This is a genomic window from Pantoea sp. 22096 (assembly GCF_052045955.1).
GTDB lineage: Bacteria > Pseudomonadota > Gammaproteobacteria > Enterobacterales > Enterobacteriaceae > Pantoea > Pantoea alfalfae.
The window spans coordinates 2,008,357-2,033,170 of sequence record NZ_JBQEPW010000001.1 but is presented as its reverse complement, the minus strand read 5'-3'; the positions used below and the strand labels follow the sequence as shown (position 1 = coordinate 2,033,170).

Here is a 24,814-nt window from a genome sequence, read left to right as displayed (position 1 = left end):
GGCCTGAGCCGTACGCGGGTATGGCCTGAGAACAAGAAGAGGTTAACTGATGACAGATAAGCGCAAAGACGGTTCAGGAAAGTTGCTGTACTGCTCTTTTTGCGGCAAAAGCCAGCATGAAGTGCGTAAGCTGATTGCCGGGCCGTCAGTGTATATCTGCGATGAGTGTGTTGACCTGTGCAACGACATCATTCGCGAAGAGATTAAAGAAGTTGCCCCGCATCGTGAACGCAGTGCGTTGCCAACCCCACATGAAATTCGCCATCACCTCGATGATTATGTTATCGGTCAGGAAAGAGCGAAGAAAGTGCTGGCGGTTGCGGTTTACAACCACTACAAGCGTTTGCGTAACGGTGATACCAGCAATGGCATCGAACTGGGCAAAAGTAACATTCTGCTGATTGGCCCGACCGGTAGTGGTAAAACGCTGCTGGCAGAAACGCTGGCGCGCCTGCTGGATGTGCCATTCACTATGGCTGACGCCACCACGCTGACTGAAGCCGGTTACGTGGGTGAAGACGTTGAAAACATCATCCAGAAACTGCTGCAGAAATGTGATTACGACGTACAGAAAGCACAGCGCGGCATCGTTTATATCGATGAAATCGATAAAATCTCACGCAAGTCTGATAACCCGTCGATTACCCGTGACGTGTCAGGCGAAGGTGTACAGCAGGCTCTGCTTAAACTGATTGAAGGCACCGTGGCTGCCGTTCCGCCGCAGGGTGGACGTAAGCATCCGCAACAGGAATTCTTGCAGGTTGATACCTCGAAAATTCTGTTTATCTGCGGTGGCGCATTCGCCGGCCTGGACAAAGTGATCTCCCAGCGCGTGGAAACCGGATCTGGTATTGGTTTTGGTGCCACCGTGAAAGGGAAGTCACAGAAAGCCAGCGAAGGTGAACTGCTTTCACAGTGTGAACCTGAAGATTTGATCAAGTTTGGTCTGATCCCTGAGTTCATCGGTCGTCTGCCTGTGGTCGCGACCCTGAGCGAGCTGAGTGAAGAAGCGCTGATTCAGATTCTGCGTGAGCCGAAAAACGCTCTGACCAAACAGTACCAGGCGCTGTTTAACCTGGAAGGGGTTGAACTGGAGTTCCGTGACGAGGCATTAACCGCTATCGCGAAGAAAGCGATGTCACGTAAAACCGGTGCTCGTGGTCTGCGTTCTATTGTTGAAGGTGCGCTGCTGGAAACCATGTATGACCTGCCTTCCATGGATGACGTGGAAAAAGTAGTGATTGATGAATCAGTTATTGAAGGTCAGTCTGAGCCCATGTTGATCTACGGCAAGCATGAAGCGCAGGCATCTGGCGAATAATTAAACAGATCGTCCATGTTGTTCAATTAAAAAAGGGGAAAATGTTTCCCCTTTTGCTTTTCTCGCCTCTGTGACGTTGAATGTCGGACAATCATCCCCATATACTCAGATACCTGTGGGTTTAACTGCATACCTGCCTGATGCGGTTCCCATCACCTGGCGGACATTAAACAAAGAGAGAGCTCTATGAATCCTGAGCGTTCTGAACGCATTGAAATCCCCGTGTTGCCGCTGCGCGACGTGGTGGTTTATCCGCACATGGTAATTCCGTTGTTTGTTGGCCGGGAAAAATCAATTCGGTGCCTTGAAGCCGCAATGGATCATGATAAAAAAATCATGCTGGTCGCACAGAAAGAGGCTTCAACGGATGAACCTGGCATTAACGATCTCTTTTCAGTAGGGACCGTTGCATCAGTATTGCAAATGCTGAAACTGCCGGATGGCACTGTCAAAGTCTTGGTAGAAGGTTTACAGCGCGCCCATATTACGACGCTGGCCGACAACGGTGACCATTTTGTTGCACAAGCTGAATATCTGGTTTCGCCAGAGATTGAAGAGCGCGAGCAGGAAGTGCTGGTGCGTACGGCGATCAATCAGTTTGAAGGCTACATCAAACTCAATAAAAAAATTCCACCCGAGGTTTTAACCTCACTGAATAACATTGACGATGCGGCCCGCCTTGCTGACACCGTTGCAGCGCATATGCCACTGAAACTGGCAGACAAACAGTCTGTGCTGGAGATGTCCGACGTTAATGAGCGTCTGGAATATCTGATGGCGATGATGGAATCTGAAATCGATCTGCTGCAGGTTGAGAAGCGCATTCGCAACCGTGTTAAGAAGCAGATGGAGAAGAGCCAGCGCGAGTACTATCTGAATGAGCAGATGAAGGCGATTCAGAAAGAGCTCGGTGAGATGGACGACGCGCCTGACGAGTACGAAGCGTTAAAACGCAAAATCGACGCGGCAAAAATGCCGGAAGAAGCGCGTGAAAAAGCAGAAGCTGAGCTACAGAAGCTGAAAATGATGTCCCCGATGTCCGCTGAAGCGACCGTGGTTCGCGGCTACATCGACTGGATGGTGCAGGTTCCGTGGAACGCGCGCAGCAAAGTGAAGAAAGATCTGCGTAAAGCGCAGGAGACGCTGGACACTGACCATTACGGCCTGGAGCGCGTGAAGGATCGTATTCTTGAGTATCTTGCGGTTCAGAGTCGTGTCAGCAAAATCAAAGGGCCGATTCTGTGCCTGGTCGGACCGCCAGGGGTAGGTAAAACGTCCCTCGGTCAGTCGATCGCCAAAGCGACCGGACGTAAATATGTGCGTATGGCGCTGGGTGGCGTGCGTGATGAAGCGGAAATCCGTGGTCACCGTCGTACTTACATCGGCTCTATGCCGGGTAAACTCATCCAGAAAATGGCGAAAGTCGGGGTTAAAAACCCGCTGTTCCTGCTGGATGAGATCGACAAAATGTCTTCGGACATGCGCGGCGATCCTGCTTCAGCGCTGCTGGAAGTGCTTGATCCTGAGCAGAACATTGCGTTCAACGACCACTATCTGGAAGTCGACTATGACCTCTCTGATGTCATGTTCGTGGCAACGTCGAACTCAATGAACATCCCGGCACCGCTGCTGGACCGTATGGAAGTGATTCGTCTGTCGGGTTATACCGAAGATGAGAAACTGAACATCGCTAAGCAGCATCTGCTGACCAAGCAGATTGAGCGCAACGCGCTGAAAGTCAGTGAAATTACGGTTGAAGACAGCGCGATTGTCGGCATTATCCGTTACTACACCCGTGAAGCTGGCGTGCGTAGTCTTGAGCGTGAGCTGTCGAAATTGTGCCGTAAAGCGGTGAAATCACTGCTGATGGACAAGACGAAAAAGCACATCACCATCAACGGTGAAAACCTCAAGGACTTCCTGGGCGTACAGCGCTTCGACTACGGCCGTGCTGACAGTGAAAACCGTGTGGGTCAGGTCACTGGCCTGGCGTGGACGGAAGTGGGCGGCGATCTGCTGACCATCGAAACTGCGTGTGTACCGGGTAAAGGCAAGCTGACTTACACCGGCTCCCTGGGTGAAGTGATGCAGGAGTCGATTCAGGCTGCGCTGACCGTGGTGCGTGCCCGTGCCGAGAAACTGGGCATTAATGGTGACTTCTACGAAAAACGTGATATTCACGTTCACGTGCCAGAAGGCGCCACACCGAAAGATGGCCCGAGTGCCGGTATCGCAATGTGTACCGCGCTGGTCTCTTGTCTGACCGGTAACCCGGTGCGTGCGGATGTCGCTATGACCGGTGAAATCACCCTGCGTGGTCAGGTTCTGCCGATTGGCGGTCTGAAAGAGAAACTGCTGGCAGCACACCGTGGTGGCATTAAAACCGTGCTGATCCCGGACGACAACAAGCGTGATCTGGAAGAGATTCCACAGAACGTGATTGCCGATCTGGAGATCCATCCGGTGAAACGCATTGAAGAGGTGCTGAATCTGGCACTGGAAAATGCGCCTTACGGCATGCAGGTCGCAACAGCAAAATAGTGATTAACGGCATAAACCGTTAAAAAGCGGAGCTGGCAAGGCAATTGGCGCTTGCCAGCTTTTTTTTGTGCCGCTAATTTAGGTGGCTGTCGATGCGACGTTCTCAGAGAAATTCCGTTGTTTCGGCTCCACAGGCTTGATATAACTTGCTGCGCGTTCGTACCCGGCCGGAAGCCCGGTACGATGTGAAATAATAAAAGAGGGGATGAAGAGAGTGAATAAGTCACAATTGATCGACAAAATTGCTGCCGATGCTGATATTTCTAAAGCTGCAGCAGGACGTGTTTTAGATGCATTTATGGGCTCAGTTTCAGATGCGCTGAAAGAGGGTGATGAAGTGGCTCTGGTGGGTTTCGGCACATTCTCTGTGCGTGACCGCGCTGCACGTACCGGCCGCAATCCGCAAACCGGTAAAGAAATCACCATCCCGGCTGGTAAAGTACCGGGTTTCCGTGCTGGTAAAGCATTGAAAGACGCTGTCAATTAATAACAACGAATAGATTCATTGACGCATTTTCTTCAGTGGATTAGAGGACGATTAACCCGTTCTCATGTAACATACGGGCACATCAATGAGATGTGCCTTTTTTGTTTCAACCGGTGAGAATCGGGTCGTAAGATGGACCTGGACCGTATTGAGACTGCCAGCCAAGCCAGCAGTTACGTGAGTCGCCAGCCAGTGGCGAGTTGCGACCGAGCTTTACATTCACACTACAGCGGAGCGTTGCCATACCATGATGGACAATTTACGCGCGGCGTCGAACCATGTCGTGCTCAAGATTATTCTGGGACTGATTATCGTCTCTTTTGTGCTGACAGGCGTTGGCAACTATCTGATTGGCGGCAATAACGACTATGCGGCCAAAGTTAACGGTCAGGAGATTAGCCGGGGACAGCTGGAGCAGGCTTTCAACAGTGAACGCAGTCGTCAGCAGCAGATGCTGGGTGACCAGTTCTCGCAGCTGGCCAGCAACGATGGCTTCATGCAGCAGATGCGTCAGCAGGCACTGTCTCAGTTAATCGACCAGGCACTGCTCGACAGCTACATCAAAGATCTCCACCTCAGCATCAGTGACGATCAGGTTAAGCAGGCTATCTTCAATCAGCAGGCTTTCCAGACCAACGGCAAATTCGATAATGCTAAATATCTGGCGCTGATCGGCAACATGGGTTTCAGTGCCGACCAGTATGCTGAAGCGCTGCGTAAGCAACTCTCCAATCAGCAGCTGATCAATGCCGTGGCCAACACAGACTTCACGCTGAAAGGCGAAGCCAGCAAACTGGTGGATCTGGTTTCACAGCAACGTGATATTCGTCAGGCGACGCTGGACGTCAATGCCCTGATGGCGAAACAAACCGTCACCGACGACGAAATCAGTCAGTATTATCAGCAGCATAAAACCAGCTTTATGGCACCGGAGCAGTTCCGTGTCAGCTACATCCTGATGGATGCTGCCAGCATGCAGCAGGATGCCAGCGAAGCGGATATTCAGGCCTGGTACGACCAGCATAAAGCGGACTATTCGCAGCCACAGCGTACGCGCTACAGCGTCATTCAGACCAAAACTGAAGCCGATGCCAATGCGGTACTGGCTCAGCTGAAGGGGGGCGCTAACTTCGCGGATGTGGCGAAAGCCAAATCCATCGACCCAATCTCTGCGCGTAAGGGCGGTGATATGGGCTGGCTGGAACCGTCAACGACCCCTGATGAGCTGAAAAATGCCGGTCTGACGGAGAAAGGCCAGATGTCAGGCGTGATTAAATCTTCAGTGGGCTTCCTGGTGGTTCGTCTCGACGATATTCAGCCAGAGCAGGTTAAGCCACTGGATGACGTTCGCAGCGCTGTTGCCGCGAAAGTGAAGCAGGAGAAGGGCGTTGATGCCTTCTACAAACTGCAGCAGAAAGTCAGTGAAGCGGCCAGCAATGACAATGAGTCACTGGCGGGTGCTGAGCAGGCTTCGGGTCTGAAAGCGAAAGAGACCGGCTGGTTCAGTCAGGACACGCTGCCAGACGCGCTTAACTTTGATGCTGTGAAGCAGGCAATCTTTAACGGCGGTCTGGTGGGTCAGAACGGTGCGCCGGGCAACAACTCCGACATTATTACCGTCGACGGCGATCGTGCCTTTGTGCTGCGTATCAGCGAGCACAAACCGGAAGCGGTAAAACCGCTGGAGCAGGTTAAGGCGCAGATTACGGATACGCTTAAGCATGACAAAGCGACACAGCAGGCGAAAGCACAGGCCGATAAACTGCTGACCGATCTCAAAGCGGGCAAGCTGGAAGCACTGACTGCAGCAGGCCTGACGCTGAGCGCCAGCAAAACCGTTGACCGCAATGCGCAGGATCCGGTGGCACAGGCCGCCTTTAATCTGCCTCAGCCTGCTGATAATAAGCCTTCATGGGGTGTCAGCGAAGATATGCAGGGTAATGTGGTGCTGGTGGCGGTAGATAAAGTTAAAACCGGCAGCATGCCACAGGCGCAGATTGACGAAATGGTTAAGGGCGTCACGCAGAACAATGCGCAGCTGACGTTTGAAGCCTTACTGCAAAACCTCCGTAAAGAGGCGAAAATCAAGTACGGCGCTGCCGCACAAATGCAGTAAGCCTCGCAAAAGCTACGCAACGACTGTAACAATCAAAGGCCGCATTCGCGGCCTTTTCCATTTCTGAAATCCCGCTTTTGAGCCTTGTGCGGTGTAGTGCCACTCTGTCACTGCTGTTTACACACAAGGAGAAACACAGCATGGCTAAACATAAACTTGTTGCCTTTTATCTCTCACTCGCACTGGGCGGTACACTCTGTCACGGCAGCGTCTCTGCGGCACCTGAACCTGCCAGTCCGGCTGTGTCGCAGAACGCACATCCTGCACCGAAGCCGGAGACAGCCGCGCAGCTGCAGCCAAAGCAGGAACAGGTCAGCATCAATGAAGCGACAGCGGAACAGCTCTCTGCTGCTATGAATGGTGTGGGGCTGAAGAAAGCGCAGGCGATTGTGAACTATCGCGAACAGTACGGACCCTTTAGCGCGATTCAGCAACTCAGTGAAGTACCGGGTATCGGTAACGCGCTGATAGAGCGAAATGCGTCCCGGCTGAAATTGTGAGGCAGTACACATCTGTGATGCTTAACCCACGCTAATCAGGTGACTCTGCTAAAGTGAACAGGTCCAACCAGTTAACTTACAGTAGCAGGAGAGCATGATCATGCAGACCACCATAAAAGTGCGTGGCTATCATCTGGATGTCTATCAGCACGTCAACAATGCGCGCTATCTTGAGTTTCTTGAGGAGGCGCGCTGGCAATGGCTGGAAGAGGTTGAAGCGTTCCACTGGTTGCTGGAACAGAAACTGGCTTTTGTGGTGGTCAATATCAACATTAACTACCGTCGCCCGGCCGTGCTGGGCGACGTACTGGCTATCGACAGTGAGATTACGCAGTTAAATGGCAAAAGCGGCATTATTGCCCAGCGGGTGTTGCTGGCAGGTCAGGAGACCGTGGTGGCGGATGCCGCACTCACGTTTGTCTGTATTGATTTGCGGACCCAAAAGGCGGTTGCGCTGGAAGGGGAGTTACGTGAGCGGCTGATGCGTCTGATGGCATGAGCTGATAAAAAGCGGCAAACCTGACTGCTTTGCCGCCATGTCATACCGTCTTAGTTAAGGCCGCTTTTAGCTTTCATGGCAGACATTACGCCCGCCCGATCGCTGAGATAACCCTGCAGGCCATTGGCCCGTAAATGACAGGCAGCACACTCACCACATCCGTCGCCTTTTACGCCGTTATAGCAGGTCAGCGTCTGCTCGCGTACCAGCGAAAGTTGCTGCCAGTAATCTGCCAGCGCCCAGGTTTCCGCTTTATTGAGCCACATCAGCGGCGTCTCAAAACGCACCTCGCGAGCCATGCCAAGCGACACCGCATGGTTCAGCGCTTTGACAAACTCATCGCGGCAGTCGGGATAGCCGGAAAAATCGGTTTCGCAGACGCCGGTGATGACCGCTTCCGCTTCGACCTGATACGCGTAAACTGAGGCCAGCGTCAGAAAGAGAATATTGCGTCCTGGTACAAACGTACTGGGTAATCCACTGGCCTCAGGATTATAAGCCGGCACCGGAATGTTATCCCGCGTCAGGCTGCTGACAGCGAGTTCGTTCAGCATGGTCACGTCCAGCACTTTATGTGCGCGCGCACCCAGTGTCATCGCCAGATCGCGGGCGACATCGATCTCTTCCCGGTGGCGTTGTCCATAGTCGAAAGTGACACAGTGAACTTCATCATAAAGCTGTACAGCCTGAATCAGGCAGGTAGTGGAGTCTTGTCCACCGCTGAAAACTACAACCGCGCGTTTCATGGTGTTTCCCTGATAATTAATTTTGCGCTTATGGTAATGCCTCAGTCCGCTGCTGAACAGCTGCAAGGCGGATCAATGGGCGGTGGAATCCATGCGCGGCTGAAATCAAACCAGCCCAGCGTGTTCAGTTCAATCCCTTCTACGGCAGGGGGCGCATAAATCTGGTAGCGATAATTGAACAGAGGCAGCAGGATGCCGTCCCTCATCAGTTGATGATAAAGCTGCTGTAGCGCACGGGTACGGCTGTCGCTATCTGCTATCTGCTGGATAGCCAGCAGTTGCGCCTGGAGTTCTTCGCCATGCGGTGCAGACCACAGCCGACGCCATAGCGGGTCAATCTGTAACCAGCTCGCCAGTGTGAAGATCGGCGCATCGCCAATCAGCCGATCGCCCATCACGATATCCGCCTCATCAGGCGGGTCGATATGATGCCAGCTTTTCACCGGGTGAAAAACGACGTTCAGAGTACAACCGTGCTGTTTTAACAGGGCGACCAGTGCCTGTGACATCTGATGCAGCTCAACCGGTAGCTGATAATGCAGTGTCAGGGTGGTGGGCAAGGGGACCGGAACATTATCAATCAGCGGCACTTCCCAGCCAGGTAACAGCTCTTTGCTGGGGGTAATTAATCCCTCATCCAGTGGTAATCGGCTGACGATGCCGCTTTGCTGAATCAGCTGGAAAAGCGTGCGCGCCTGATCAGGGGTAAATCCGGCTCGCGGCCGGCAGACCAGATAACAGAAGCCGAGACTGATGCTACTGCTGACCGGCTTCAATGTCCTGAGTTCTGCGGCATCCCCTATCGCAATCTGCACCGGATGACGACAGCTGCTGCCGAGAGCGGGATCAAACAGCTGAGGAGTAATCCAGTACTCCACCGCCTGCAGCAGAGGACGCTGCAGATGCCAGCGCGCATGGCTTTCAATCCTCACCAGCTCAGCGCTGAAATGCCTCAGTTTCCACGGCCCGCTGCCTGTCTTCATATCAGCGGGATGGGGCAGCAGACACAAAAGATGGGCAAGTCGGTGAGGCAACCAGAAATCAGGTCGTCGCAGGGTAAACCGCAGCGCCAGCGGGTGAGGCGCATCCACGCTGACCACATCGGCAAGCAATATCCTGACACGCGTATCCCGCAACAGCTGGCGGAACTGCGTCACCAGTTGTGCGGCCTGCACCGGCTCGTCGTTATGCCACATCAGCTGAGGCCGTAACCAGAATAACCAGCTACATGACGCCTCATCGTGCTGCCAGTGATGCGCCAGGTCGCCGACCGGCGCATCCTGCTCAAAACGGGTCAGACCGGAATAGATCTGACGAACCAGGTGCTGTTCAGCCCGTCCGGTAATCTGGCGCGGCTCGGTACTCTCCATCGGACGATAGTAGGGGATACGCAGAACCGGCGTGTCGTTCTGCCATTGTCCGCCCATTAACGGCCGCAGCATATTGATCAGCCTTTCCGGCGGCAGATCCAGCAGCTGTAAGGCATCCGCCGCATCTCCGGCATCAAGCTGTTTTTGCAACAACTGCTGCCGTAACTGTTCAGGCGTGCGCAGAAACACTAACTGACCCTGTTTGCCACGGCCCGGCTCGCCGTGCCAGCTAAGCCAGCCAGCGTGCTGCCACTGTGACAGTAACGTGCGCAGATGACGCTCGCTGCAGATGCAGTGGCGCGCCATCTCTGCCACGCAGGTCTGCTGAGGGATGCCCTGGCTCTGCTGCCACAGGCGCTGAAACTGATTAAGGCGGTTAAGCTGACGCATCGTAAACCCGGAACAGTTTTTTAAAAGTATTCACTATTAGTTCCGCGATTAACAGGCAATAGTAAGCTCATCTTTTCAGCAGGAGGGTAACCATAATGCGTTTAGCCGCATTCGATATGGATGGCACATTATTGCTGCCGGATCATCAGCTGGGTCAGCAGACGCTGGATAGCCTGCAGGCGTTGCATCTGCGTGGCGTAAATCTGGCGCTGGCGACGGGCCGCCATCTGCTGGAGATGCAGATTCTGAGGGAGAAATTAATGCTGCCTGCGTGGCTGATTACCGGGAACGGCACTCGTGTACACGACAGGCAGGGCAATCTGATCTTTGCGCGTGATCTGCCCTCTGAGGTAGCCGAAGAGGTCATCCATCGCCACTGGGAAACATCCGCGTCGATCCACATTTTCAACGATCAGGGGTGGTTTACCGATCGCCCCCAGCCTGAGCTGCTGGTGGCCCATCAGATGAGCGGGTTTAGCTATCAGCTGTGCGATTTGAAAAGGCTTCCCGCGCATCAGGTAACAAAAATCTGCTTTATCGATCAGCATCAGCATCTGTGCCAGCTGAAAACGGAACTGGGTGCGGCGCTGGGTGAGCAGGCGAATATCTGCTTCTCTGCGGTGGACTGTCTGGAAGTGTTGCCCGCCAGTTGCAACAAAGGCAGCGCGCTGGCGCTGTTGTGCGACCATCTGTCACTGACGCTGGCGGAGTGCATGGCGTTCGGGGATGCAATGAATGACAGAGAAATGCTGTCGCAGGTTGGGCGGGGCTTCATCATGGGCAATGCGATGGCGCAACTGAAAGCTGCGCTACCGCATCTGCCGGTATTAGGGCATTGCGAGACACAGGCGGTGTCTCACTATTTAAATCACTGGCTGGCAACACCCGACCTCGCGTATTCCCCCGAATGCTGAGGATTGCCGTGAACCGGACTGGATGTCCGGTTTTTTATTCGAGTTCGCACTGCCACGGCGTGATATCGCCAATATGTTTTGCCACCCATTCCGGCTGATAGTAGCTATCGGGATAACGTTCGCCACTGTCGCACAGCAGTGTCACCAGGGATCCCTGCTGATTTGCTGCCCGTAAGCGTTTCGCCACCTGCATCATGCCCCAGAAATTGGTGCCCGTAGAGGCGCCCGGTTTGCGTCCCAGGATCTTTTCCAGCTTCAGCATGGCGGCCAACGTCGCACCATCCGGTACTTTGATCATTTCATCAATCACGTCAGGCATAAATGACGGCTCTACGCGCGGACGGCCAATTCCCTCGATCATGCTTCCGCGCGTGCTGGTCAGCGTTGCATCACGCTGTTGCCAGTAATCGAAAAACACGGAATGCTGGGGATCCACCACCAGCAGTTTCGTTTCCAGGCCCTGATAACGAATATAGCGGCCCAGCGTCGCCGAGGTGCCGCCAGTGCCCGCGCTCATAATCACCGTATGCGGAATCGGATAGGGTTCATGCTGCATCTGACGGAAAATGCTCTCAGCAATATTGTTATTACCGCGCCAGTCAGTAGCGCGTTCAGCGTAGGTAAACTGATCCATAAAATGGCCATTCAGCTCACGTGCCAGCCGTTCAGATTCTGCGTAAAGCTGGCAGGGATCCTCGACAAAATGGCACTGTCCACCATAAAAGGTGATCTGCTCAATTTTACGTTTCGCCGTGCTGGCGGGCATCACCGCAATAAAGGGCAGACCAAGCAGCCTTGCGAAGTACGCCTCTGAAACGGCCGTGCTGCCTGACGAGGCTTCGATAATCGGCGTATTCTCTTTAATCCAGCCGTTGGAGAGACCGTAGAGAAACAGGGATCGTGCCAGCCGATGTTTAAGACTGCCACTGGGATGGGTGCTCTCATCTTTCAGATAGAACCAGATGCCGGGAAAATCCGCCAGATCGAAACGGATCAAATGGGTTTCAGCCGATCGTTGAAAATCAGCGTTAATTTCGTTGATAGCGTGGCGAATCCAGCAGGTCTGCATTTCAGGCATCCGGTAAAGAAGTGATGCGGCTATTTTATGGCACGTGCAGGAAAAAGAGATTGCAAAAATACCGCTAAAATCGCGGTAATGGAGAAAATGATTCTCCGGGAGTCCCATATGCTAGATAAAACTGACCTTAAACTGCTCTCACTGCTGCAGCAGGATTGCACGCTGTCGCTGCAGGCGCTGGCGGATGCCGTCAACCTCACCACCACACCCTGCTGGAAGCGCCTGAAAAAGCTGGAAGATGATGGCATTATTCGCGCCCGGGTGGCACTGCTGGATGGGGATAAAATCGGACTGTCACTGACGGCGTTTATGTTTGTGAAAACCCAGCAGCATAGCCGCGACTGGTATCAGGCCTTTGTCTCGGTGGTAAGCAGCATGCCCGAGGTGATGGCCTTTTACCGGATGGCAGGCGAGTATGATTACCTGCTGCGCATTCAGGTGGCCGACATGAAGAGCTATGATGCTTTCTACAAGCGATTAGTGAACGGTGTGCCCGGCCTGATTGATGTGACATCCAGCTTCGCCATGGAAGAGATTAAATACACCACGGCTTTACCTGTCGCCCCCTGAGGGCCTGAGATTGAGAGCAGCGTTGTGCGATTATTCAGTCAATTAAGTTGGTATTTTCTGAGGGAGTGGCGGCGCTATCTGGGCGCGGTTATCCTGCTGATTGTTATTGCTATTCTGCAGTTGCTGCCGCCGCATGTGGTCGGTGTCATTGTTGATGGTGTCACACGTGACAACATGAGTACCAGTCGCATCATGATGTGGATTGGCATCATGCTGGCAACCGCAGTGGTGGTCTATCTGCTGCGCTACGTCTGGCGCGTACTGCTGTTTGGTGCCTCCTACCAGCTGGCGGTTGAGCTGCGCGAAGATTTTTATCGCCAGCTGAGTCGGCAGCAACCGGCATTTTATCTGCGTCACCGCACAGGTGACCTGATTGCGCGCGCCACTAACGATGTGGATCGGGTAGTGTTTGCAGCCGGGGAAGGGGTGCTGACGCTGGTCGACTCGCTGGTGATGGGCTGCGTGGTGCTGCTGGTGATGAGTACGCAAATCAGCTGGCAGCTGACGCTGCTGGCGCTGGTGCCGATGCCCATTATGGCGATCGTCATCCATCGCTACGGTAATCAGCTGCATCATCGCTTTAAACTGGCCCAGGCGGCCTTCTCCAGCCTTAACGACCAGACGCAGGAGAGCCTGACCAGCATCCGGATGATTAAATCCTTCGGTCTTGAACAGCATCAGTCGCAGCAATTCTCCGACATCGCCCGCGATACCGGTGAAAAGAACCTGCGCGTGGCGCGGGTCGATGCCCGTTTCGATCCCACTATCTACATCGCTATTGGTTTCTCAAACCTGCTGGCGATTGGCGGCGGAAGCTGGCTGGTGTGGCATGACCAGATGACGCTGGGGCAGCTTACCAGCTTTGTGATGTATCTCGGCCTGATGATCTGGCCGATGCTGGCGCTGGCGTGGATGTTCAATATCGTCGAACGCGGCAGCGCCGCCTGGAGCCGCATCGGTGCATTACTGGCGGAAGCGCCAGCGGTGGAAGATGGTGATAAGTCACTGCCACCTGACCCGGGCACGCTGCAGGTCGCGATTCGCGCCTTTCACTATCCGGCCAGCGCGGCTCCGGTGTTAAGTGATGTCAGCTTCCAGCTGAAGCCCGGCGAAATGCTGGGACTGTGTGGGCCAACCGGCAGCGGAAAAAGTACCTTACTGAGCCTGATCCAGCGCCATTTTGATATTCAGCAGGGCGACATCCGTTATCACCAGATCCCGCTGCCGCAGTTACGGCTGGACAGCTGGCGCAGTCGTCTCGCCGTGGTCAGCCAGACACCATTCCTGTTTTCGGACAGCGTAGCGAACAATATTGCGCTGGGGAAACCGGGCGCAACCCAGCAGGAGATTGAACAGGCCGCCACCCTGGCCTGCGTGCATGACGATATCCTGCGGCTGCCGCAGGGTTATGAAACCGAAGTCGGGGAGCGAGGTGTGATGCTGTCCGGTGGACAGAAGCAGCGTCTTTCGATTGCCCGGGCACTGCTGCTGAACGCAGAAATCCTGATTCTGGACGACGCACTCTCTGCGGTGGATGGTCGTACCGAGCACGAAATCCTGCATAACCTGCGCATCTGGGGGCAGGGAAAAACACTGATTATCAGCGCGCATCGCCTGTCAGCGCTGACGGAAGCCAGTGAAATTCTGGTGTTACAACAGGGCAGCGTGGCACAGCGTGGCAATCATGACGCGCTGACCGCCAGCGCTGGCTGGTATCGTGACATGTATCGTTACCAGCAACTGGAAGCGGCGCTGGATGATGATGAAAATGAGAAAGGAGTGCCGCATGGCTAAGTCTGCCCGCTTGTGGCCAACCCTGAAGCGCCTGCTGAGTTACGGTAAGCCCTGGCGTAAATCCCTGTCGCTGGCGGTAGGCATGCTGTGGATCGCTGCCGCGGCGGAAGTAACCGGTCCGGTGCTGGTCAGCTACTTTATTGATAACCTGGTGGCGAAGCATCAGATGCCCTGGGGACTGGTGGCCGGTCTGGTCATCAGCTTTGTCCTGCTTCAGCTACTGGCCGCCGGGCTGCACTACTGGCAGGCGCTGCTGTTTAATCGCGCTGCGATTGGTGTGGTGCAGCGGTTACGCAGTGACGTGATGAATGCTGCGCTTTGTCAGCCGCTGAGCGCCTTTGATACTCAGCCGGTCGGGCAGATTATTTCGCGCGTGACGAATGACACCGAAGTGATCCGCGATCTTTATGTCACAGTGGTTTCAACCGTACTGCGTAGCGCTGCGCTGGTCGGCGCCATGATGGTGGCCATGTTCAGTCTTGACTGGCGCATGGCGCTGGTAGCAATGATGATCTTCCCGCTGGTACTGATAGTGATGTTCATCTATCAGCGTTACAGCACGCCGATTGCCCGACGGGTTCGCAGCTATCTGGCTGACATCAACAACGGCTTCAATGAAGTGATCAGCGGCATGAGTGTGATTCAGCAGTTTCGTCAGCAGGCACGATTTGGTGAGCGCATGGGCGAAGCGAGCCGCTCTCACTATCTGGCGCGAATGGAGACGCTGCGCCTCGATGGCTTTCTGCTGCGTCCGCTGTTGAGCCTGTTTTCAGCGATGGTCTTGTGCGGGCTGCTGATTCTGTTCAGTTTCTCTGTGCCTGGTGTGTTTGAAGTGGGGGTGCTCTATGCCTTTATTACTTACCTGGGCCGTCTGAATGAGCCACTGATTGAGCTGACCACCCAGCAGTCGATGCTGCAGCAGGCGGTGGTTTCCGGTGAGCGTATTTTCGAGCTGATGGATGCCGCCCAGCAGCAGTATGGGGCCGATCAGCAGCCACTGGCTTCAGGTCGTATTGCCCTGAACAATCTCAGTTTTGCCTACCGTGAAAATCGTGATGTGCTGAGTGATATCAATCTTGAAGTCGCACCGCGTGAGTTTGTGGCGCTGGTGGGCCATACCGGCAGTGGCAAAAGTACCCTGGCTAATCTGTTAATGGGTTATTACCCAGTGACGCGTGGCGAAATCCGTATTGATGATCGCCCGATTGGCGGCTTGAGCCACGCCGTGCTGCGACGCGGTATCGCGATGGTGCAGCAGGATCCGGTGGTGCTGGCCGATACGCTGCTGGCCAATGTGCGGCTGGGCCGCGACATCAGCGAAGAGGCTGTCTGGACAGTGCTGGAACAGGTGCAACTGGCACCGCTGGCGCATGCCCTGCCGGAGGGGATTCACACCCGACTGGGCGAGCAGGGCAATAACCTGTCGGTCGGGCAGAAACAGCTGCTGGCGCTGGCCCGGGTACTGGTTGATCTGCCGCAGATTCTGATCCTCGACGAGGCAACCGCTAACATCGACTCCGGCACCGAGCAGGCGATTCAGCAGACGCTTGCGACACTAAGGCAACACAGCACGCTGGTGGTGATCGCTCACCGCCTCTCAACGATTATCGATGCGGATAAGATTCTGGTGCTGCATCGTGGTCGTGTGGTTGAGCTGGGCACCCATCAGCAACTGCTGGCGCTGCAGGGACGCTACTGGCAGATGTATCAGCTGCAGCAGGCAGGGGAAGATCTGGCGTCGGGCGTACCTGTAACATCTGAAAGCTGACTTGCACCTTTTTTGCGCAGCTTTATCGGAATAATCTGTATAAATGCACTCCTTTGACGCCTGGAGCACCAAAGGAGTGCAGTCTCAGCCTGCGATCCCTGTCACACACCCATTCTCATTCATATCTTCCCTGAAGCATCCCTTGCTCTGTCTCGCCTGACTCACTGATTAAGGGCACTTTTACACTCTGGCACAGGCTTTGCTTATATCCCTGCGTGTCCGTAAACGTTACCTATTTACTCGCTGGAGGGGATCCAATGAAGCTGGTTACCGTCGTAATTAAGCCATTCAAACTGGAGGATGTACGTGAAGCTTTATCCTCTATCGGCATTCAGGGACTGACCGTCTCCGAAGTGAAAGGTTTTGGTCGTCAGAAAGGCCATGCAGAGCTCTATCGTGGCGCAGAGTACAGCGTGAACTTCCTGCCAAAGGTCAAAATTGATATCGCCATTGCCGACGATCAGTTAGACGAAGTGGTGGATGTCATCAGTAAAGCGGCTTACACCGGCAAAATTGGCGACGGTAAAATTTTCGTGGCTGAACTGCAGCGCGTCATCCGTATTCGTACCGGCGAAACCGACGAAGCCGCTCTGTAATTAAGACTCAGTACTGTGATGGGATGGAATAAAAATGAATAAAATTTTCACTAAGCTGGGCCTCACCAGTCTGGCACTGTTACCCTCACTCGCAATGGCTGCGCCTGCCGTTGCGGACAAGGCTGATAACGCATTTATGATGATTTGCACCGCGCTGGTGCTCTTTATGTCAATTCCAGGTATTGCGCTGTTTTACGGCGGTCTGATTCGTGGCAAAAACGTTCTGTCGATGCTGACGCAGGTTGCTGTCACCTTCTCGCTGGTGTGCGTGCTGTGGGTGGTCTACGGCTACTCCCTGGCATTCAGTGAAGGTAACGCCTTTTTCGGCGGCTTTGGCTGGGCCATGCTGAAAAACATTCAGCTTACCGCCGTTATGGGCAGTTTCTATCAGTATATCCATGTAGCATTCCAGGCCTCGTTTGCCTGTATTACCGTGGGCCTGATTGTTGGTGCCATTGCAGAGCGTATCCGTTTCTCTGCCGTATTGATCTTCGTCGGTGTCTGGCTGACGCTTTCATATTTACCTATTGCACACATGGTCTGGGCGGGCGGTTTCCTGGCACAGGATGGCGCACTGGATTTCGCTGGCGGTACCGTGGTGCATATTAACGCCGCTATAGCGGGTCTGGTTGGTGCATATCTGGTGGGCAAACGTGCGGGATTTGGTAAAGAGGCATTCAAACCCCACAACCTGCCGATGGTCTTTACCGGCACCGCTATTCTGTACGTTGGCTGGTTTGGCTTTAATGCCGGTTCAGCTTCAGCAGCGAACGAAATCGCCGCGCTGGCTTTCCTTAACACCGTGGTTGCAACAGCAGGTGCGGTACTGGCATGGACCTTTGGTGAGTGGGCGGTACGGGGTAAGCCTTCACTGCTGGGTGCCTGCTCAGGCTTTATTGCCGGTCTGGTCGCGATTACCCCAGCCTGTGGCTATGTCGGTGTGGGCGGTGCGTTAATCATCGGCCTGGTCGGCGGACTGGCGGGACTGTGGGGCGTCACCACCCTCAAAAAATGGCTGCGCGTTGATGATCCGTGCGATGTGTTCGGCGTGCATGGCGTGTGCGGTATCGTGGGCTGTATCCTGACGGGCGTGTTTGCTTCCTCTTCACTGGGCGGCGTCGGTTATGCTCAGGGTGTAACCATGGGCCATCAGGTCTGGGTGCAGCTCTTCAGTGTGGGTCTGACGATTGTCTGGTCGGGCGTTGTTGCCTTCATTGGCTTCAAGCTGGCCGATCTGATTGTCGGACTGCGCGTACCGGAAGAGCATGAACGTGAAGGTCTGGATGTAAACAGCCACGGCGAGAATGCTTACAACCAGTAATGGACAGGCACTGAAATGAATAATCGGGGGCGAGCAATCGCCCCTTTTTTATTTCTCTTTATTCGCTGCGCTGGCGCATTACCCCTTCCTGAACTGTTGAGGCTATCAGCACACCCTGCTGATTGTAGAACTCGCCGCGGACAAAACCGCGTGCCCCGGAAGCTGAGGTACTGACCACGCTGTAGAGCAGCCATTCAGTGAAGTCGAACGGGCGGTGGAACCACATAGAGTGGTCGATCGTGGCGACCTGCATATCCGGCTCTAAAAAGCCTTTACCGTGCGGCTGCAGCGCAACCGGCAGGAAGTTGAGGTCGGACGCATAGCCGAGCAGGTACTGATGGATACGCAGGTCATCGGGCAGGGGGCCGGTGGCACGGATCCAGACCTGACGCTCCGGTTTATCCACATGTCCACGAAGCGGGTTATGGATCTGTACCGGGCGAATCTCCAGCGGACGTTCAGCAATGAATTTCTCGCGTAACTTTTCTGGCAGCAGATGCGCCATTTTCTGCGCCATCGCCTGTTCGGTTAACAGGTTCTCCGGCCCCGGCACCTGTGGCATCGGATTCTGATGTTCAAATCCGCTTTCAGGTGACTGAAAAGAGGCCGTCATATAAAAAATGGGCTGGCCATTCTGAATAGCGCTGACCCTGCGTGCGCTGAAACTTTTGCCATCACGCAGCGTTTCAACATCATAGATAATCGCTTTCTGGCTATCGCCGGGCCGCAAAAAATAGCTGTGAAATGAGTGAATAATGCGATCTTCCGCGACGGTTTGCTTTGCAGCATACAGCGCCTGACCCACCACCTGACCGCCAAACACCTGGCGCAGTCCCAGATCTTCGCTCTGGCCGCGATATAAACCCTCCTCCAGTTTTTCCAGATTCAATAAATTCAGCAGATTTTGCAGTGCCTGACTCATGGCGCATTCCTCAATATAGTGACCCGCTCAGTGTGAAAGATCGGACCAGTTGACGTCAATCAGACTTTCCGCTTTGCCTGTGCCAGGCAAAATTTCATTTTTGTGCCAATATTAAGCCCATACGGCGAGTGAAGCGCTGTAAGCAGGATTCGCTGCCGACAATCATTTTGATCAAATGGAGACGACATCAATGAAACTCAGGCATGTGTTCAGTGGGGTAGTTATTGCGGTTGCTGTTGCGGGATGTGCCGACAAGAGTAAACCAGTTCCAACGCCAACGCTGGGTTCTGCAGTGGCAGGACAAACGGCCGCGATTGCGCAGCCAAACGTAAGTGGTTCAGTCTTTATCCGCCAGCGCATTGCGCTGCCGCCGGATGCGGTATTAACCGTGACGCTTTCTGATGCCTCCGTATCCGATGCTCCATCAAAAGTGCTGTCGCAGCGCGTGGTGCGTACTGAAGGTAAACAGGCACCGTTCCAGTTTGTATTACCGTTTAACCCTGCCGACATTCAGCCCAATGCACGCATTCTGTTAAGCGCAGCCATCTCAATCGACGGCAAGCTGGCCTTTGTCACTGAAGGCGTGAAGCCGGTCATCAACCAGGGTGGCACCAAAGCTGAACTGCTGCTGGTACCGGTACCGTCAGTAGCGATGCCAACCCAGCCGGGCGCCGCGACAACTGTTCCGTCGACTTCACCCACTCAGGTGACGCTATCTGCTGCTGTTCCGGCACCAACACGTATTTAATTCTCTGCCGGGGCGACCTTGTCGCCCCTTCATCCTGCCTGAAATTGCCAGCGACAGGTCGAAAGATCGAGTTGCCCGTCATCACTGACCTCTATGCCTTCCGCTTCCAGCGCATCCCGCTGCCGCATCAGACGGTCGCCCTGTAGTGAAATTGTGCCATGGCGATTAACAACGCGATGCCAGGGTAGAGTAGTGCCTTCTGGTAACCGGCTCAGCACGCCGCCCACCTGACGTGCCGCGCGCGGGGAGCCCGCCAGTCGCGCAACGTCGCCATAAGTCGCGACGTGGCCATAGGGTATTGCGGCAACAATTTGCCAGATGCGTTGCTGGAAAGAGTCAGGCTGATCCATGTGCTTATTTATTCTGCTTTTTTCATCAGGAATTGGGTTTTAACTTTAGCATGAGGAGGATGAGGAAACAGTGTCAGCTCGGCGATTGTTCAAGAAAACAACGGTTGTCCCGACTACGCTTGCAATTGCCATCTCCTTCCCAGATAATGCCCCCGCTCTCGTAAAGAGGGCTTGTCAATGGGGGCCCTGTTGGTTCTCCCGCAATGCTAGCTTGTGAACTCGGTCAGATCCGGAAGGAAGCAGCCGCAGCAGGTGACGCGTGTGCCGGGATGTAGCTGGCAGGGCCCCCACCATTTTCCCCCTCTGAATATCTCTTCTCCCGAAACTGCAGACAGGCAAAACCCGCCTGGGCCGATCCTTTGCCGGCAGGCAGGAATATCCGGTACTAAAGAAGAGATTAAACGCAGCAACAATCCGTCAGATTAACGGACAAATTTCCATACTGAACCTGGGACTTTATCGTAGAGCTTGTTCATCGTCAGTTCCGCCAGGCGATGGTCGGCTGCGGAGTAAAATACCGCTAATTCATCCTCGGGTAATTCATACTTATTTTTTTCAATGACCCTTTCCAGGGTATCCAGAGAGCGGCAACGCCGCAGTCGCATCAAATAATCGGTTTTAGTCAGGGTTTTGTTCATAAATAAACCGTTCTCATGTCTGTACTATAATGAATGGCTTGGCTGGTGCAGAAAAGCGCACTCTTCAGTGAACAGATTAAATAAGCGTTTCGCTGAACGTTGCCACCGTTGAAGATCCGGACTGTTGATACCATAGTTGCTGAATAGCATAAAAGTATCATCAAGATATTCATCGATTTGCGAAATCAGCGCTTCATCTTCGACGTGCTTAATTTTGTAATTCATGGTGAAAGAGGCAATGTGTTCAATCAAATCGTTAAGCTGCAGATTGCTTTCAGAAGTGGGGTCATTCACCCAGCCGTGATGGCTGTCGGTTAATGTTGCCATGCTGTCGTCAAACAGGCTCTCACACAGATATTTAAGCTGGGCAATATCATGCCGTTTCGGTGAGTATTCGTCCATCTTTTTCCCCTCCATAGCTAGCTCAGTTGCCGCAGGGCGGCGATAGTGGATAACGCAGCCAGGAAGCGATTATTCGGGCAGTTATTAAACGGGATACCTTAAAGATAGTGTAAAACCATTAGTTCTGCTCACCTCCATTACTAAATATTACAATTCATCGCCAGGGGAGGGCTGCTGATTGTCGACCACATCAAACTCAAGTGCTCCGGGCTTAATGTGAAAGTTTACCTGCTCAGATTGCGTCACGGTTTCATTTAGATCCAGACAGGGATTAAATAAATTCCAGTCAAAATCGTAAAGTAATTTAAAACTATTCATATCCAGGTATTCAACAGAAACAATTTTTAAACTGCCTGGAACTAACTGCGCATTCTGTGAGTACCAGCGTAAATCACCTACCAGCAAATCTGTTATTTTGAGAATATTCCGCTGAACAATCTCTGCTATTTTTTCGCAGTCTGCTTCGCCCAGGGCAATATCACATTCAATACGTGACAGCATATCTGATCCACTAATAACCGTTAATAAACCTATCATTGGTTTTCTGCAACTGGTTTGCAAGCCAGCAGAGCACAAAACTGTCAGCATCTGCGCTTCAGCAGGCGGCAGTGCCTGCCAGCATCCTGCCGTAAGTCCTGTTGGTGTTTATCTTTTGATACACAATCACGCGTTTCCCTGACGGGAATATCCGGTATCTTATTTGTTATGTTATAACATATTGGTGAAGCGATGCGTCAGAGTGGATTACTTATGTCATTGGGTGGGAGGCTGAGTGTAGCCGTGCTATTCATCGCGCTGCTTGCCGTGGCCATAAAATGGGGGATCACATGATCCGGTTCAACACGCTTCGTGCTGGCTATCAGGGACAGAGCGTCACCCCGTTGGTTACCGGGCAGATTGCAGCTGGCTCGATGACAGCCTTAGTCGGTGCTAACGGCAGTGGCAAATCAACCCTGCTGAAAACTATTGCGGGTTTATTGCCACCGATAACCGGACGTTGTGAATTGCAGGTTTCGCGTCGGGATATCGGCTGGATGCCGCAGCGAACAGAACTTGAAACCCGTTTTCCCCTGACAGTATTTGAACTGGTCTCAATAGGCTGCTGGCCGCGCTGCGGCTGGTTCGGCGGTATTAACCGGGTACTACGCCGTGAAATCTGGCAGGCGCTGGAGGCCGTTCAGATGCATGATTATGCAGATGTGCAGCCCGCGACTTTATCAGGCGGACAACTTCAGCGCGTTTTGTTTGCACGACTGATGTTGCAGCGCAGCCAGCTCTGGCTGCTGGATGAGCCTTTTAACGGCATTGACAGCCAGACCGTGACATTACTGATGTCGATTCTTGAGCAGCAACAGCAGGCCGGCACAACCCTGCTGGTGGTGCTGCATGATCGTCCGCTGGTGGCGCGCTACTTCAGTAACGTCATGTCGATGGATGACAGTGAGGTCAGCTGCACCAGTCAGCCTGCTATCCCTTTGCGGAGTTGTGCGCCGTGACCCTGATGCAGCCTTTTATTGAGTTTGGTTTTATGCGGCGCGCGCTGGTGGCCTGTTTTGCACTGGCGGTCAGCGCTACGCCACTCGGCGTGTTCCTTTCGCTGCGCCGGATGAGCCTGATTGGTGATGCCTTATCACATGCAGTGCTGCCCGGTGCCGCTATTGGTTATCTGATCTCCGGCCTGTCGCTGGTTGCGATGGGTATCGGCGGCCTGATCGCCGGTTTAGCCGTGGCGCTGCTTTCTGGCGCGGTCAGTCGCTATACGCCCCTGAAAGAGGATGCCAGTTTTGCCGGGTTCTATCTTGGATCCCTGGCGCTGGGCGTCACGCTGGTCTCATTACGCGGCTCAAGCGTGGATCTGCTGCACGTTCTGTTTGGCTCGCTGCTGGCGGTGGATAACGGCGCGCTGCTGCTGGTCGGCGGCATCGCCGCCTTTACGCTGATTCTGCTGGCGATCATCTATCGTCCGCTGGTCATCGACGCATTTGACGGTGACTTTCTGCGGGCGCAGGGGAAATGGAGCGCGCCGCTGGTGCATGGTCTGTTTTTAATGCTGGTGGTGCTGAATCTAGTCGCGGGCTTTCAGGTACTGGGCACGCTGATGTCGGTGGGACTGATGATGCTACCCGCCGCCAGCGCCCGTTTCTGGAGCCGTCATCTTGCCGCCATGCTGGTGATTGCCATTTTCATGGCAATGATTTCAGCGCTGGCGGGACTGATGCTCTCCTGGCACTTTTCATTGCCGGCCGGCCCCGCTGTGGTGCTGAGCGCCGCCATGCTGTTTTTTCTCTCCATTCTTGCAGGGCCATGCGGCGGGATTTTTCGTCGCCATTAATCTAAAGGGGTATCTATGAAGAAATTACCGGTTAGCCTGGCGCTCGCAGCGCTGTTTGCCACGCCTTTTGCGATGGCAAAAACGGTGGATGTGGTGGCCAGCTTTACCGTGCTGGCAGACATCGTTAAGCAGGTCGGCGGCGACCATGTCAACGTGAAAAGCCCGGTGGGGCCGAATGGCGATCCTCATACATTTGAACCCACGCCGCAGGACAGTCAGGCACTTGCAAAGGCCGATCTGGTCTTTGTCAGTGGACTGGGACTGGAAGGGTGGATGGATCGGCTGGTCAGCGCCTCCGGATATCGCGGCCAGTCCGTTGTGGCCTCGGCGGGTGTCACCACCCGCAGCATGGAGGAGGAGGGCAAAACCGTTACCGATCCTCACGCCTGGAACAGCATGCAGAACGGCGTGATCTATGCCACTAACGTAATGAATGCGCTGGTCAAAGCCGATCCTGAAGATGCCACCGCCATTCGTCAGCGTGGTCAGAATTACATTCAGCAGCTGGAGGCGCTGGATAGCTGGGCAAAAACGGCCTTTGATGCTGTGCCTGCCGACAAGCGAAAAGTGCTGACCAGTCATGATGCGTTTGGTTACTTTGGACAGCGCTATGGCGTGACGTTTCTTGCGCCGGTAGGGTTCTCTACTGAAGCGGAAGCAAGTGCCAGTGACGTGGGTAGTTTAATCACCCAACTAAAGCAGCAGCATATCAACCGCTATTTTATAGAGAACCAGACTGATCCGCGCCTGGTAAAACAGATTGCCAGCGCCACGGGTGCCGAGCCGGGTGGTGAGCTCTATCCGGAAGCGTTGTCCACGGCCTCTGGCCCGGCAGCCACTTATGAGGCGGCCTTTAGACATAACGTGAATGCGATGCTGAAGAGCATGCGCTAAGCATAAAAAAGGCCGGGCAAGCCCGGCCAGTCATCACGACACATACTAGCGTTTTTTCTTTCTTCCCTGTACGGCTTTAAAGCGTGGATTCGTTTTACAGATCACGTAAATCCGACCCTTGCGGCGCACTACCCTGCAATCCCGATGGCGATTTTTTGCTGAGCGCAGCGAACTCAATACCTGCATGAATCTTTACCTTATTTACGGCCAAGAAAGCGCCCGAAACGCTGATTAAAGCGCGCGGTGCTGCCCTCTTTGGCGAAATCTTTCTGTTTGCCGGTATAGAAAACGTGTGAGGCCGACGACACATCCAGTGTGACGTAGGGCAGCGTTTCACCTTCAAACTCTACGGTGCGATCGGTTTTGATGGTCGAACCGATTTTGAAATAAACGTCAGCTGATGTGTCATGGAAGACCACGTGACGATAGTGAGGATGGATATTCGCTTTCAAAATACTCTCCTATGTAATGTTATAATATAACATTATTATGCGCCGCACTGTTCATGATTGCAACT

26 protein-coding genes and 1 other RNA gene are annotated in these 24,814 nt (G+C 53.9%); 17 read left to right on the top strand and 10 right to left on the bottom strand.

The features are described from left to right. The first annotated feature begins 49 nt into the window (after positions 1–49). The 6 genes from clpX to ACTJKZ_RS09565 all read left to right on the top strand — a co-directional run bounded on the left by clpX (position 50) and on the right by ACTJKZ_RS09565 (position 7,464). Positions 50–1,321, top strand: a complete 1,272-nt coding sequence (clpX, locus tag ACTJKZ_RS09590) for an ATP-dependent protease ATP-binding subunit ClpX (RefSeq protein ID WP_003850494.1) — start codon at positions 50–52, stop codon at positions 1,319–1,321. Between the two features lie 186 nt (positions 1,322–1,507). Beyond that, positions 1,508–3,862, top strand: a complete 2,355-nt coding sequence (lon, locus tag ACTJKZ_RS09585; protein ID WP_161736021.1) for an endopeptidase La — start codon at positions 1,508–1,510, stop codon at positions 3,860–3,862. A 214-nt stretch (positions 3,863–4,076) separates the two neighbouring features. After that, on the top strand, positions 4,077–4,349 hold the full coding sequence (gene hupB / locus ACTJKZ_RS09580; protein WP_033731763.1) for a nucleoid-associated protein HU-beta: 273 nt from the start codon (positions 4,077–4,079) through the stop codon (positions 4,347–4,349). Positions 4,350–4,596: 247 nt separating this feature from the next. After that, positions 4,597–6,465 (top strand): peptidylprolyl isomerase, encoded by a 1,869-nt coding sequence (gene ppiD, locus ACTJKZ_RS09575; protein ID WP_260057630.1) that lies wholly within the window; start codon positions 4,597–4,599, stop codon positions 6,463–6,465. A 140-nt stretch (positions 6,466–6,605) separates the two neighbouring features. Then, a complete protein-coding gene (locus ACTJKZ_RS09570; protein ID WP_161736023.1) occupies positions 6,606–6,965 on the top strand; it encodes a helix-hairpin-helix domain-containing protein in 360 nt (119 codons plus the stop codon). A 100-nt stretch (positions 6,966–7,065) separates the two neighbouring features. Continuing rightward, positions 7,066–7,464, top strand: coding sequence for a YbgC/FadM family acyl-CoA thioesterase (locus ACTJKZ_RS09565; RefSeq protein ID WP_150013161.1), 399 nt, complete (start codon positions 7,066–7,068; stop codon positions 7,462–7,464). Between the two features lie 50 nt (positions 7,465–7,514). Here the strand turns inward: ACTJKZ_RS09565 and queC are convergent, their stop codons facing one another. Then, on the bottom strand, positions 7,515–8,210 hold the full coding sequence (queC, locus tag ACTJKZ_RS09560) for a 7-cyano-7-deazaguanine synthase QueC (protein ID WP_161736024.1): 696 nt from the start codon (positions 8,208–8,210) through the stop codon (positions 7,515–7,517). Positions 8,211–8,251: 41 nt separating this feature from the next. Next, positions 8,252–9,970: an SgrR family transcriptional regulator gene (locus ACTJKZ_RS09555; protein WP_440829486.1), complete on the bottom strand. Its 1,719-nt coding sequence runs from the start codon at positions 9,968–9,970 to the stop codon at positions 8,252–8,254. Between the two features lie 92 nt (positions 9,971–10,062). Here ACTJKZ_RS09555 and cof point away from each other — a divergent pair, with 92 nt between their 5' ends. Continuing rightward, positions 10,063–10,884, top strand: coding sequence for an HMP-PP phosphatase (cof, locus tag ACTJKZ_RS09550; protein WP_440829522.1), 822 nt, complete (start codon positions 10,063–10,065; stop codon positions 10,882–10,884). Positions 10,885–10,918: 34 nt separating this feature from the next. Here the strand turns inward: cof and ACTJKZ_RS09545 are convergent, their stop codons facing one another. Then, on the bottom strand, positions 10,919–11,953 hold the full coding sequence (locus tag ACTJKZ_RS09545; protein WP_161736026.1) for a PLP-dependent cysteine synthase family protein: 1,035 nt from the start codon (positions 11,951–11,953) through the stop codon (positions 10,919–10,921). A gap of 117 nt (positions 11,954–12,070) precedes the next feature. Here ACTJKZ_RS09545 and ACTJKZ_RS09540 point away from each other — a divergent pair, with 117 nt between their 5' ends. From ACTJKZ_RS09540 to amtB, 5 genes are all read left to right on the top strand, one after another. After that, complete coding sequence (locus ACTJKZ_RS09540; RefSeq protein WP_033782182.1) at positions 12,071–12,532, top strand: Lrp/AsnC family transcriptional regulator; 462 nt, start codon at positions 12,071–12,073, stop codon at positions 12,530–12,532. 24 nt (positions 12,533–12,556) lie between these two features. Then, positions 12,557–14,326, top strand: a complete 1,770-nt coding sequence (locus tag ACTJKZ_RS09535) for a SmdA family multidrug ABC transporter permease/ATP-binding protein (RefSeq protein WP_161736027.1) — start codon at positions 12,557–12,559, stop codon at positions 14,324–14,326. Beyond that, positions 14,319–16,094 carry a SmdB family multidrug efflux ABC transporter permease/ATP-binding protein gene (locus ACTJKZ_RS09530; protein ID WP_440829485.1) on the top strand — a complete coding sequence of 592 codons (1,776 nt, stop codon included), beginning with the start codon at positions 14,319–14,321 and terminating at the stop codon, positions 16,092–16,094. Before ACTJKZ_RS09535 ends, ACTJKZ_RS09530 begins: the two co-directional genes overlap by 8 nt. 257 nt (positions 16,095–16,351) lie before the next feature. Further along, positions 16,352–16,690 carry a P-II family nitrogen regulator gene (gene glnK, locus ACTJKZ_RS09525; RefSeq protein WP_003850469.1) on the top strand — a complete coding sequence of 113 codons (339 nt, stop codon included), beginning with the start codon at positions 16,352–16,354 and terminating at the stop codon, positions 16,688–16,690. 34 nt (positions 16,691–16,724) lie between these two features. Beyond that, entirely contained in the window at positions 16,725–18,011 is a 1,287-nt protein-coding gene (gene amtB / locus ACTJKZ_RS09520) for an ammonium transporter AmtB (protein ID WP_161736029.1), read from the top strand. 58 nt (positions 18,012–18,069) lie between these two features. Here the strand turns inward: amtB and tesB are convergent, their stop codons facing one another. Beyond that, positions 18,070–18,933, bottom strand: coding sequence for an acyl-CoA thioesterase II (gene tesB, locus ACTJKZ_RS09515; protein WP_440829484.1), 864 nt, complete (start codon positions 18,931–18,933; stop codon positions 18,070–18,072). A 190-nt stretch (positions 18,934–19,123) separates the two neighbouring features. Here tesB and ACTJKZ_RS09510 point away from each other — a divergent pair, with 190 nt between their 5' ends. Continuing rightward, positions 19,124–19,681 carry a YbaY family lipoprotein gene (locus ACTJKZ_RS09510; RefSeq protein WP_440829483.1) on the top strand — a complete coding sequence of 186 codons (558 nt, stop codon included), beginning with the start codon at positions 19,124–19,126 and terminating at the stop codon, positions 19,679–19,681. A gap of 29 nt (positions 19,682–19,710) precedes the next feature. Here the strand turns inward: ACTJKZ_RS09510 and ACTJKZ_RS09505 are convergent, their stop codons facing one another. Continuing rightward, positions 19,711–20,031 carry an MGMT family protein gene (locus tag ACTJKZ_RS09505; RefSeq protein ID WP_161736031.1) on the bottom strand — a complete coding sequence of 107 codons (321 nt, stop codon included), beginning with the start codon at positions 20,029–20,031 and terminating at the stop codon, positions 19,711–19,713. A gap of 187 nt (positions 20,032–20,218) precedes the next feature. On the opposite strand from ACTJKZ_RS09505, the gene ffs reads away from it, so the two are divergent. Then, an RNA gene (gene ffs / locus ACTJKZ_RS09500) (signal recognition particle sRNA small type) lies at positions 20,219–20,315 on the top strand. A 138-nt stretch (positions 20,316–20,453) separates the two neighbouring features. Here ffs and ACTJKZ_RS09495 read toward each other — a convergent pair. The 3 genes from ACTJKZ_RS09495 to ACTJKZ_RS09485 all read right to left on the bottom strand — a co-directional run bounded on the left by ACTJKZ_RS09495 (position 20,454) and on the right by ACTJKZ_RS09485 (position 21,572). Beyond that, a complete protein-coding gene (locus tag ACTJKZ_RS09495; protein WP_003850458.1) occupies positions 20,454–20,669 on the bottom strand; it encodes an HHA domain-containing protein in 216 nt (71 codons plus the stop codon). A gap of 24 nt (positions 20,670–20,693) precedes the next feature. Then, positions 20,694–21,071: an Hha toxicity modulator TomB gene (gene tomB, locus ACTJKZ_RS09490; protein ID WP_161736034.1), complete on the bottom strand. Its 378-nt coding sequence runs from the start codon at positions 21,069–21,071 to the stop codon at positions 20,694–20,696. 147 nt (positions 21,072–21,218) lie between these two features. Next, positions 21,219–21,572, bottom strand: a complete 354-nt coding sequence (locus tag ACTJKZ_RS09485; RefSeq protein ID WP_222924426.1) for a hypothetical protein — start codon at positions 21,570–21,572, stop codon at positions 21,219–21,221. Positions 21,573–21,898: 326 nt separating this feature from the next. On the opposite strand from ACTJKZ_RS09485, the gene ACTJKZ_RS09480 reads away from it, so the two are divergent. The 3 genes from ACTJKZ_RS09480 to ACTJKZ_RS09470 are packed head-to-tail and all read left to right on the top strand — an operon-like array spanning position 21,899 to position 24,297. Beyond that, positions 21,899–22,567 carry a metal ABC transporter ATP-binding protein gene (locus tag ACTJKZ_RS09480; RefSeq protein WP_222924425.1) on the top strand — a complete coding sequence of 223 codons (669 nt, stop codon included), beginning with the start codon at positions 21,899–21,901 and terminating at the stop codon, positions 22,565–22,567. Then, entirely contained in the window at positions 22,564–23,403 is an 840-nt protein-coding gene (locus tag ACTJKZ_RS09475; protein WP_260057635.1) for a metal ABC transporter permease, read from the top strand. Before ACTJKZ_RS09480 ends, ACTJKZ_RS09475 begins: the two co-directional genes overlap by 4 nt. A 15-nt stretch (positions 23,404–23,418) precedes the next feature. Further along, positions 23,419–24,297: a metal ABC transporter substrate-binding protein gene (locus ACTJKZ_RS09470; RefSeq protein ID WP_440829482.1), complete on the top strand. Its 879-nt coding sequence runs from the start codon at positions 23,419–23,421 to the stop codon at positions 24,295–24,297. A 45-nt stretch (positions 24,298–24,342) separates the two neighbouring features. Here the strand turns inward: ACTJKZ_RS09470 and ykgO are convergent, their stop codons facing one another. Together ykgO and ACTJKZ_RS09460 are read right to left on the bottom strand one after the other, a co-directional pair. Then, positions 24,343–24,483, bottom strand: a complete 141-nt coding sequence (ykgO, locus tag ACTJKZ_RS09465) for a type B 50S ribosomal protein L36 (protein WP_009091664.1) — start codon at positions 24,481–24,483, stop codon at positions 24,343–24,345. Positions 24,484–24,494: 11 nt separating this feature from the next. Continuing rightward, positions 24,495–24,749, bottom strand: a complete 255-nt coding sequence (locus ACTJKZ_RS09460; protein WP_033782196.1) for a type B 50S ribosomal protein L31 — start codon at positions 24,747–24,749, stop codon at positions 24,495–24,497. Between the last annotated feature and the right edge of the window lie 65 nt (positions 24,750–24,814).

Bases quoted from the DNA above. Each gene is read 5' to 3' on its own strand.
- clpX (WP_003850494.1), top strand. From the start codon at position 50: ATGACAGATAAGCGCAAAGACGGTTCAGGAAAGTTGCTGTACTGCTCT.
- lon (WP_161736021.1), top strand. From the start codon at position 1,508: ATGAATCCTGAGCGTTCTGAACGCATTGAAATCCCCGTGTTGCCGCTG.
- ppiD (WP_260057630.1), top strand. From the start codon at position 4,597: ATGATGGACAATTTACGCGCGGCGTCGAACCATGTCGTGCTCAAGATT.
- ACTJKZ_RS09570 (WP_161736023.1), top strand. From the start codon at position 6,606: ATGGCTAAACATAAACTTGTTGCCTTTTATCTCTCACTCGCACTGGGC.
- ACTJKZ_RS09565 (WP_150013161.1), top strand. From the start codon at position 7,066: ATGCAGACCACCATAAAAGTGCGTGGCTATCATCTGGATGTCTATCAG.
- queC (WP_161736024.1), bottom strand. From the start codon at position 8,210: ATGAAACGCGCGGTTGTAGTTTTCAGCGGTGGACAAGACTCCACTACC.
- ACTJKZ_RS09555 (WP_440829486.1), bottom strand. From the start codon at position 9,970: ATGCGTCAGCTTAACCGCCTTAATCAGTTTCAGCGCCTGTGGCAGCAG.
- ACTJKZ_RS09545 (WP_161736026.1), bottom strand. From the start codon at position 11,953: ATGCAGACCTGCTGGATTCGCCACGCTATCAACGAAATTAACGCTGAT.
- ACTJKZ_RS09540 (WP_033782182.1), top strand. From the start codon at position 12,071: ATGCTAGATAAAACTGACCTTAAACTGCTCTCACTGCTGCAGCAGGAT.
- ACTJKZ_RS09530 (WP_440829485.1), top strand. From the start codon at position 14,319: ATGGCTAAGTCTGCCCGCTTGTGGCCAACCCTGAAGCGCCTGCTGAGT.
- glnK (WP_003850469.1), top strand. From the start codon at position 16,352: ATGAAGCTGGTTACCGTCGTAATTAAGCCATTCAAACTGGAGGATGTA.
- amtB (WP_161736029.1), top strand. From the start codon at position 16,725: ATGAATAAAATTTTCACTAAGCTGGGCCTCACCAGTCTGGCACTGTTA.
- tesB (WP_440829484.1), bottom strand. From the start codon at position 18,933: ATGAGTCAGGCACTGCAAAATCTGCTGAATTTATTGAATCTGGAAAAA.
- ACTJKZ_RS09510 (WP_440829483.1), top strand. From the start codon at position 19,124: ATGAAACTCAGGCATGTGTTCAGTGGGGTAGTTATTGCGGTTGCTGTT.
- ACTJKZ_RS09505 (WP_161736031.1), bottom strand. From the start codon at position 20,031: ATGGATCAGCCTGACTCTTTCCAGCAACGCATCTGGCAAATTGTTGCC.
- ACTJKZ_RS09495 (WP_003850458.1), bottom strand. From the start codon at position 20,669: ATGAACAAAACCCTGACTAAAACCGATTATTTGATGCGACTGCGGCGT.
- tomB (WP_161736034.1), bottom strand. From the start codon at position 21,071: ATGGACGAATACTCACCGAAACGGCATGATATTGCCCAGCTTAAATAT.
- ACTJKZ_RS09485 (WP_222924426.1), bottom strand. From the start codon at position 21,572: ATGCTGTCACGTATTGAATGTGATATTGCCCTGGGCGAAGCAGACTGC.
- ACTJKZ_RS09480 (WP_222924425.1), top strand. From the start codon at position 21,899: ATGATCCGGTTCAACACGCTTCGTGCTGGCTATCAGGGACAGAGCGTC.
- ACTJKZ_RS09470 (WP_440829482.1), top strand. From the start codon at position 23,419: ATGAAGAAATTACCGGTTAGCCTGGCGCTCGCAGCGCTGTTTGCCACG.
- ykgO (WP_009091664.1), bottom strand. From the start codon at position 24,483: ATGCAGGTATTGAGTTCGCTGCGCTCAGCAAAAAATCGCCATCGGGAT.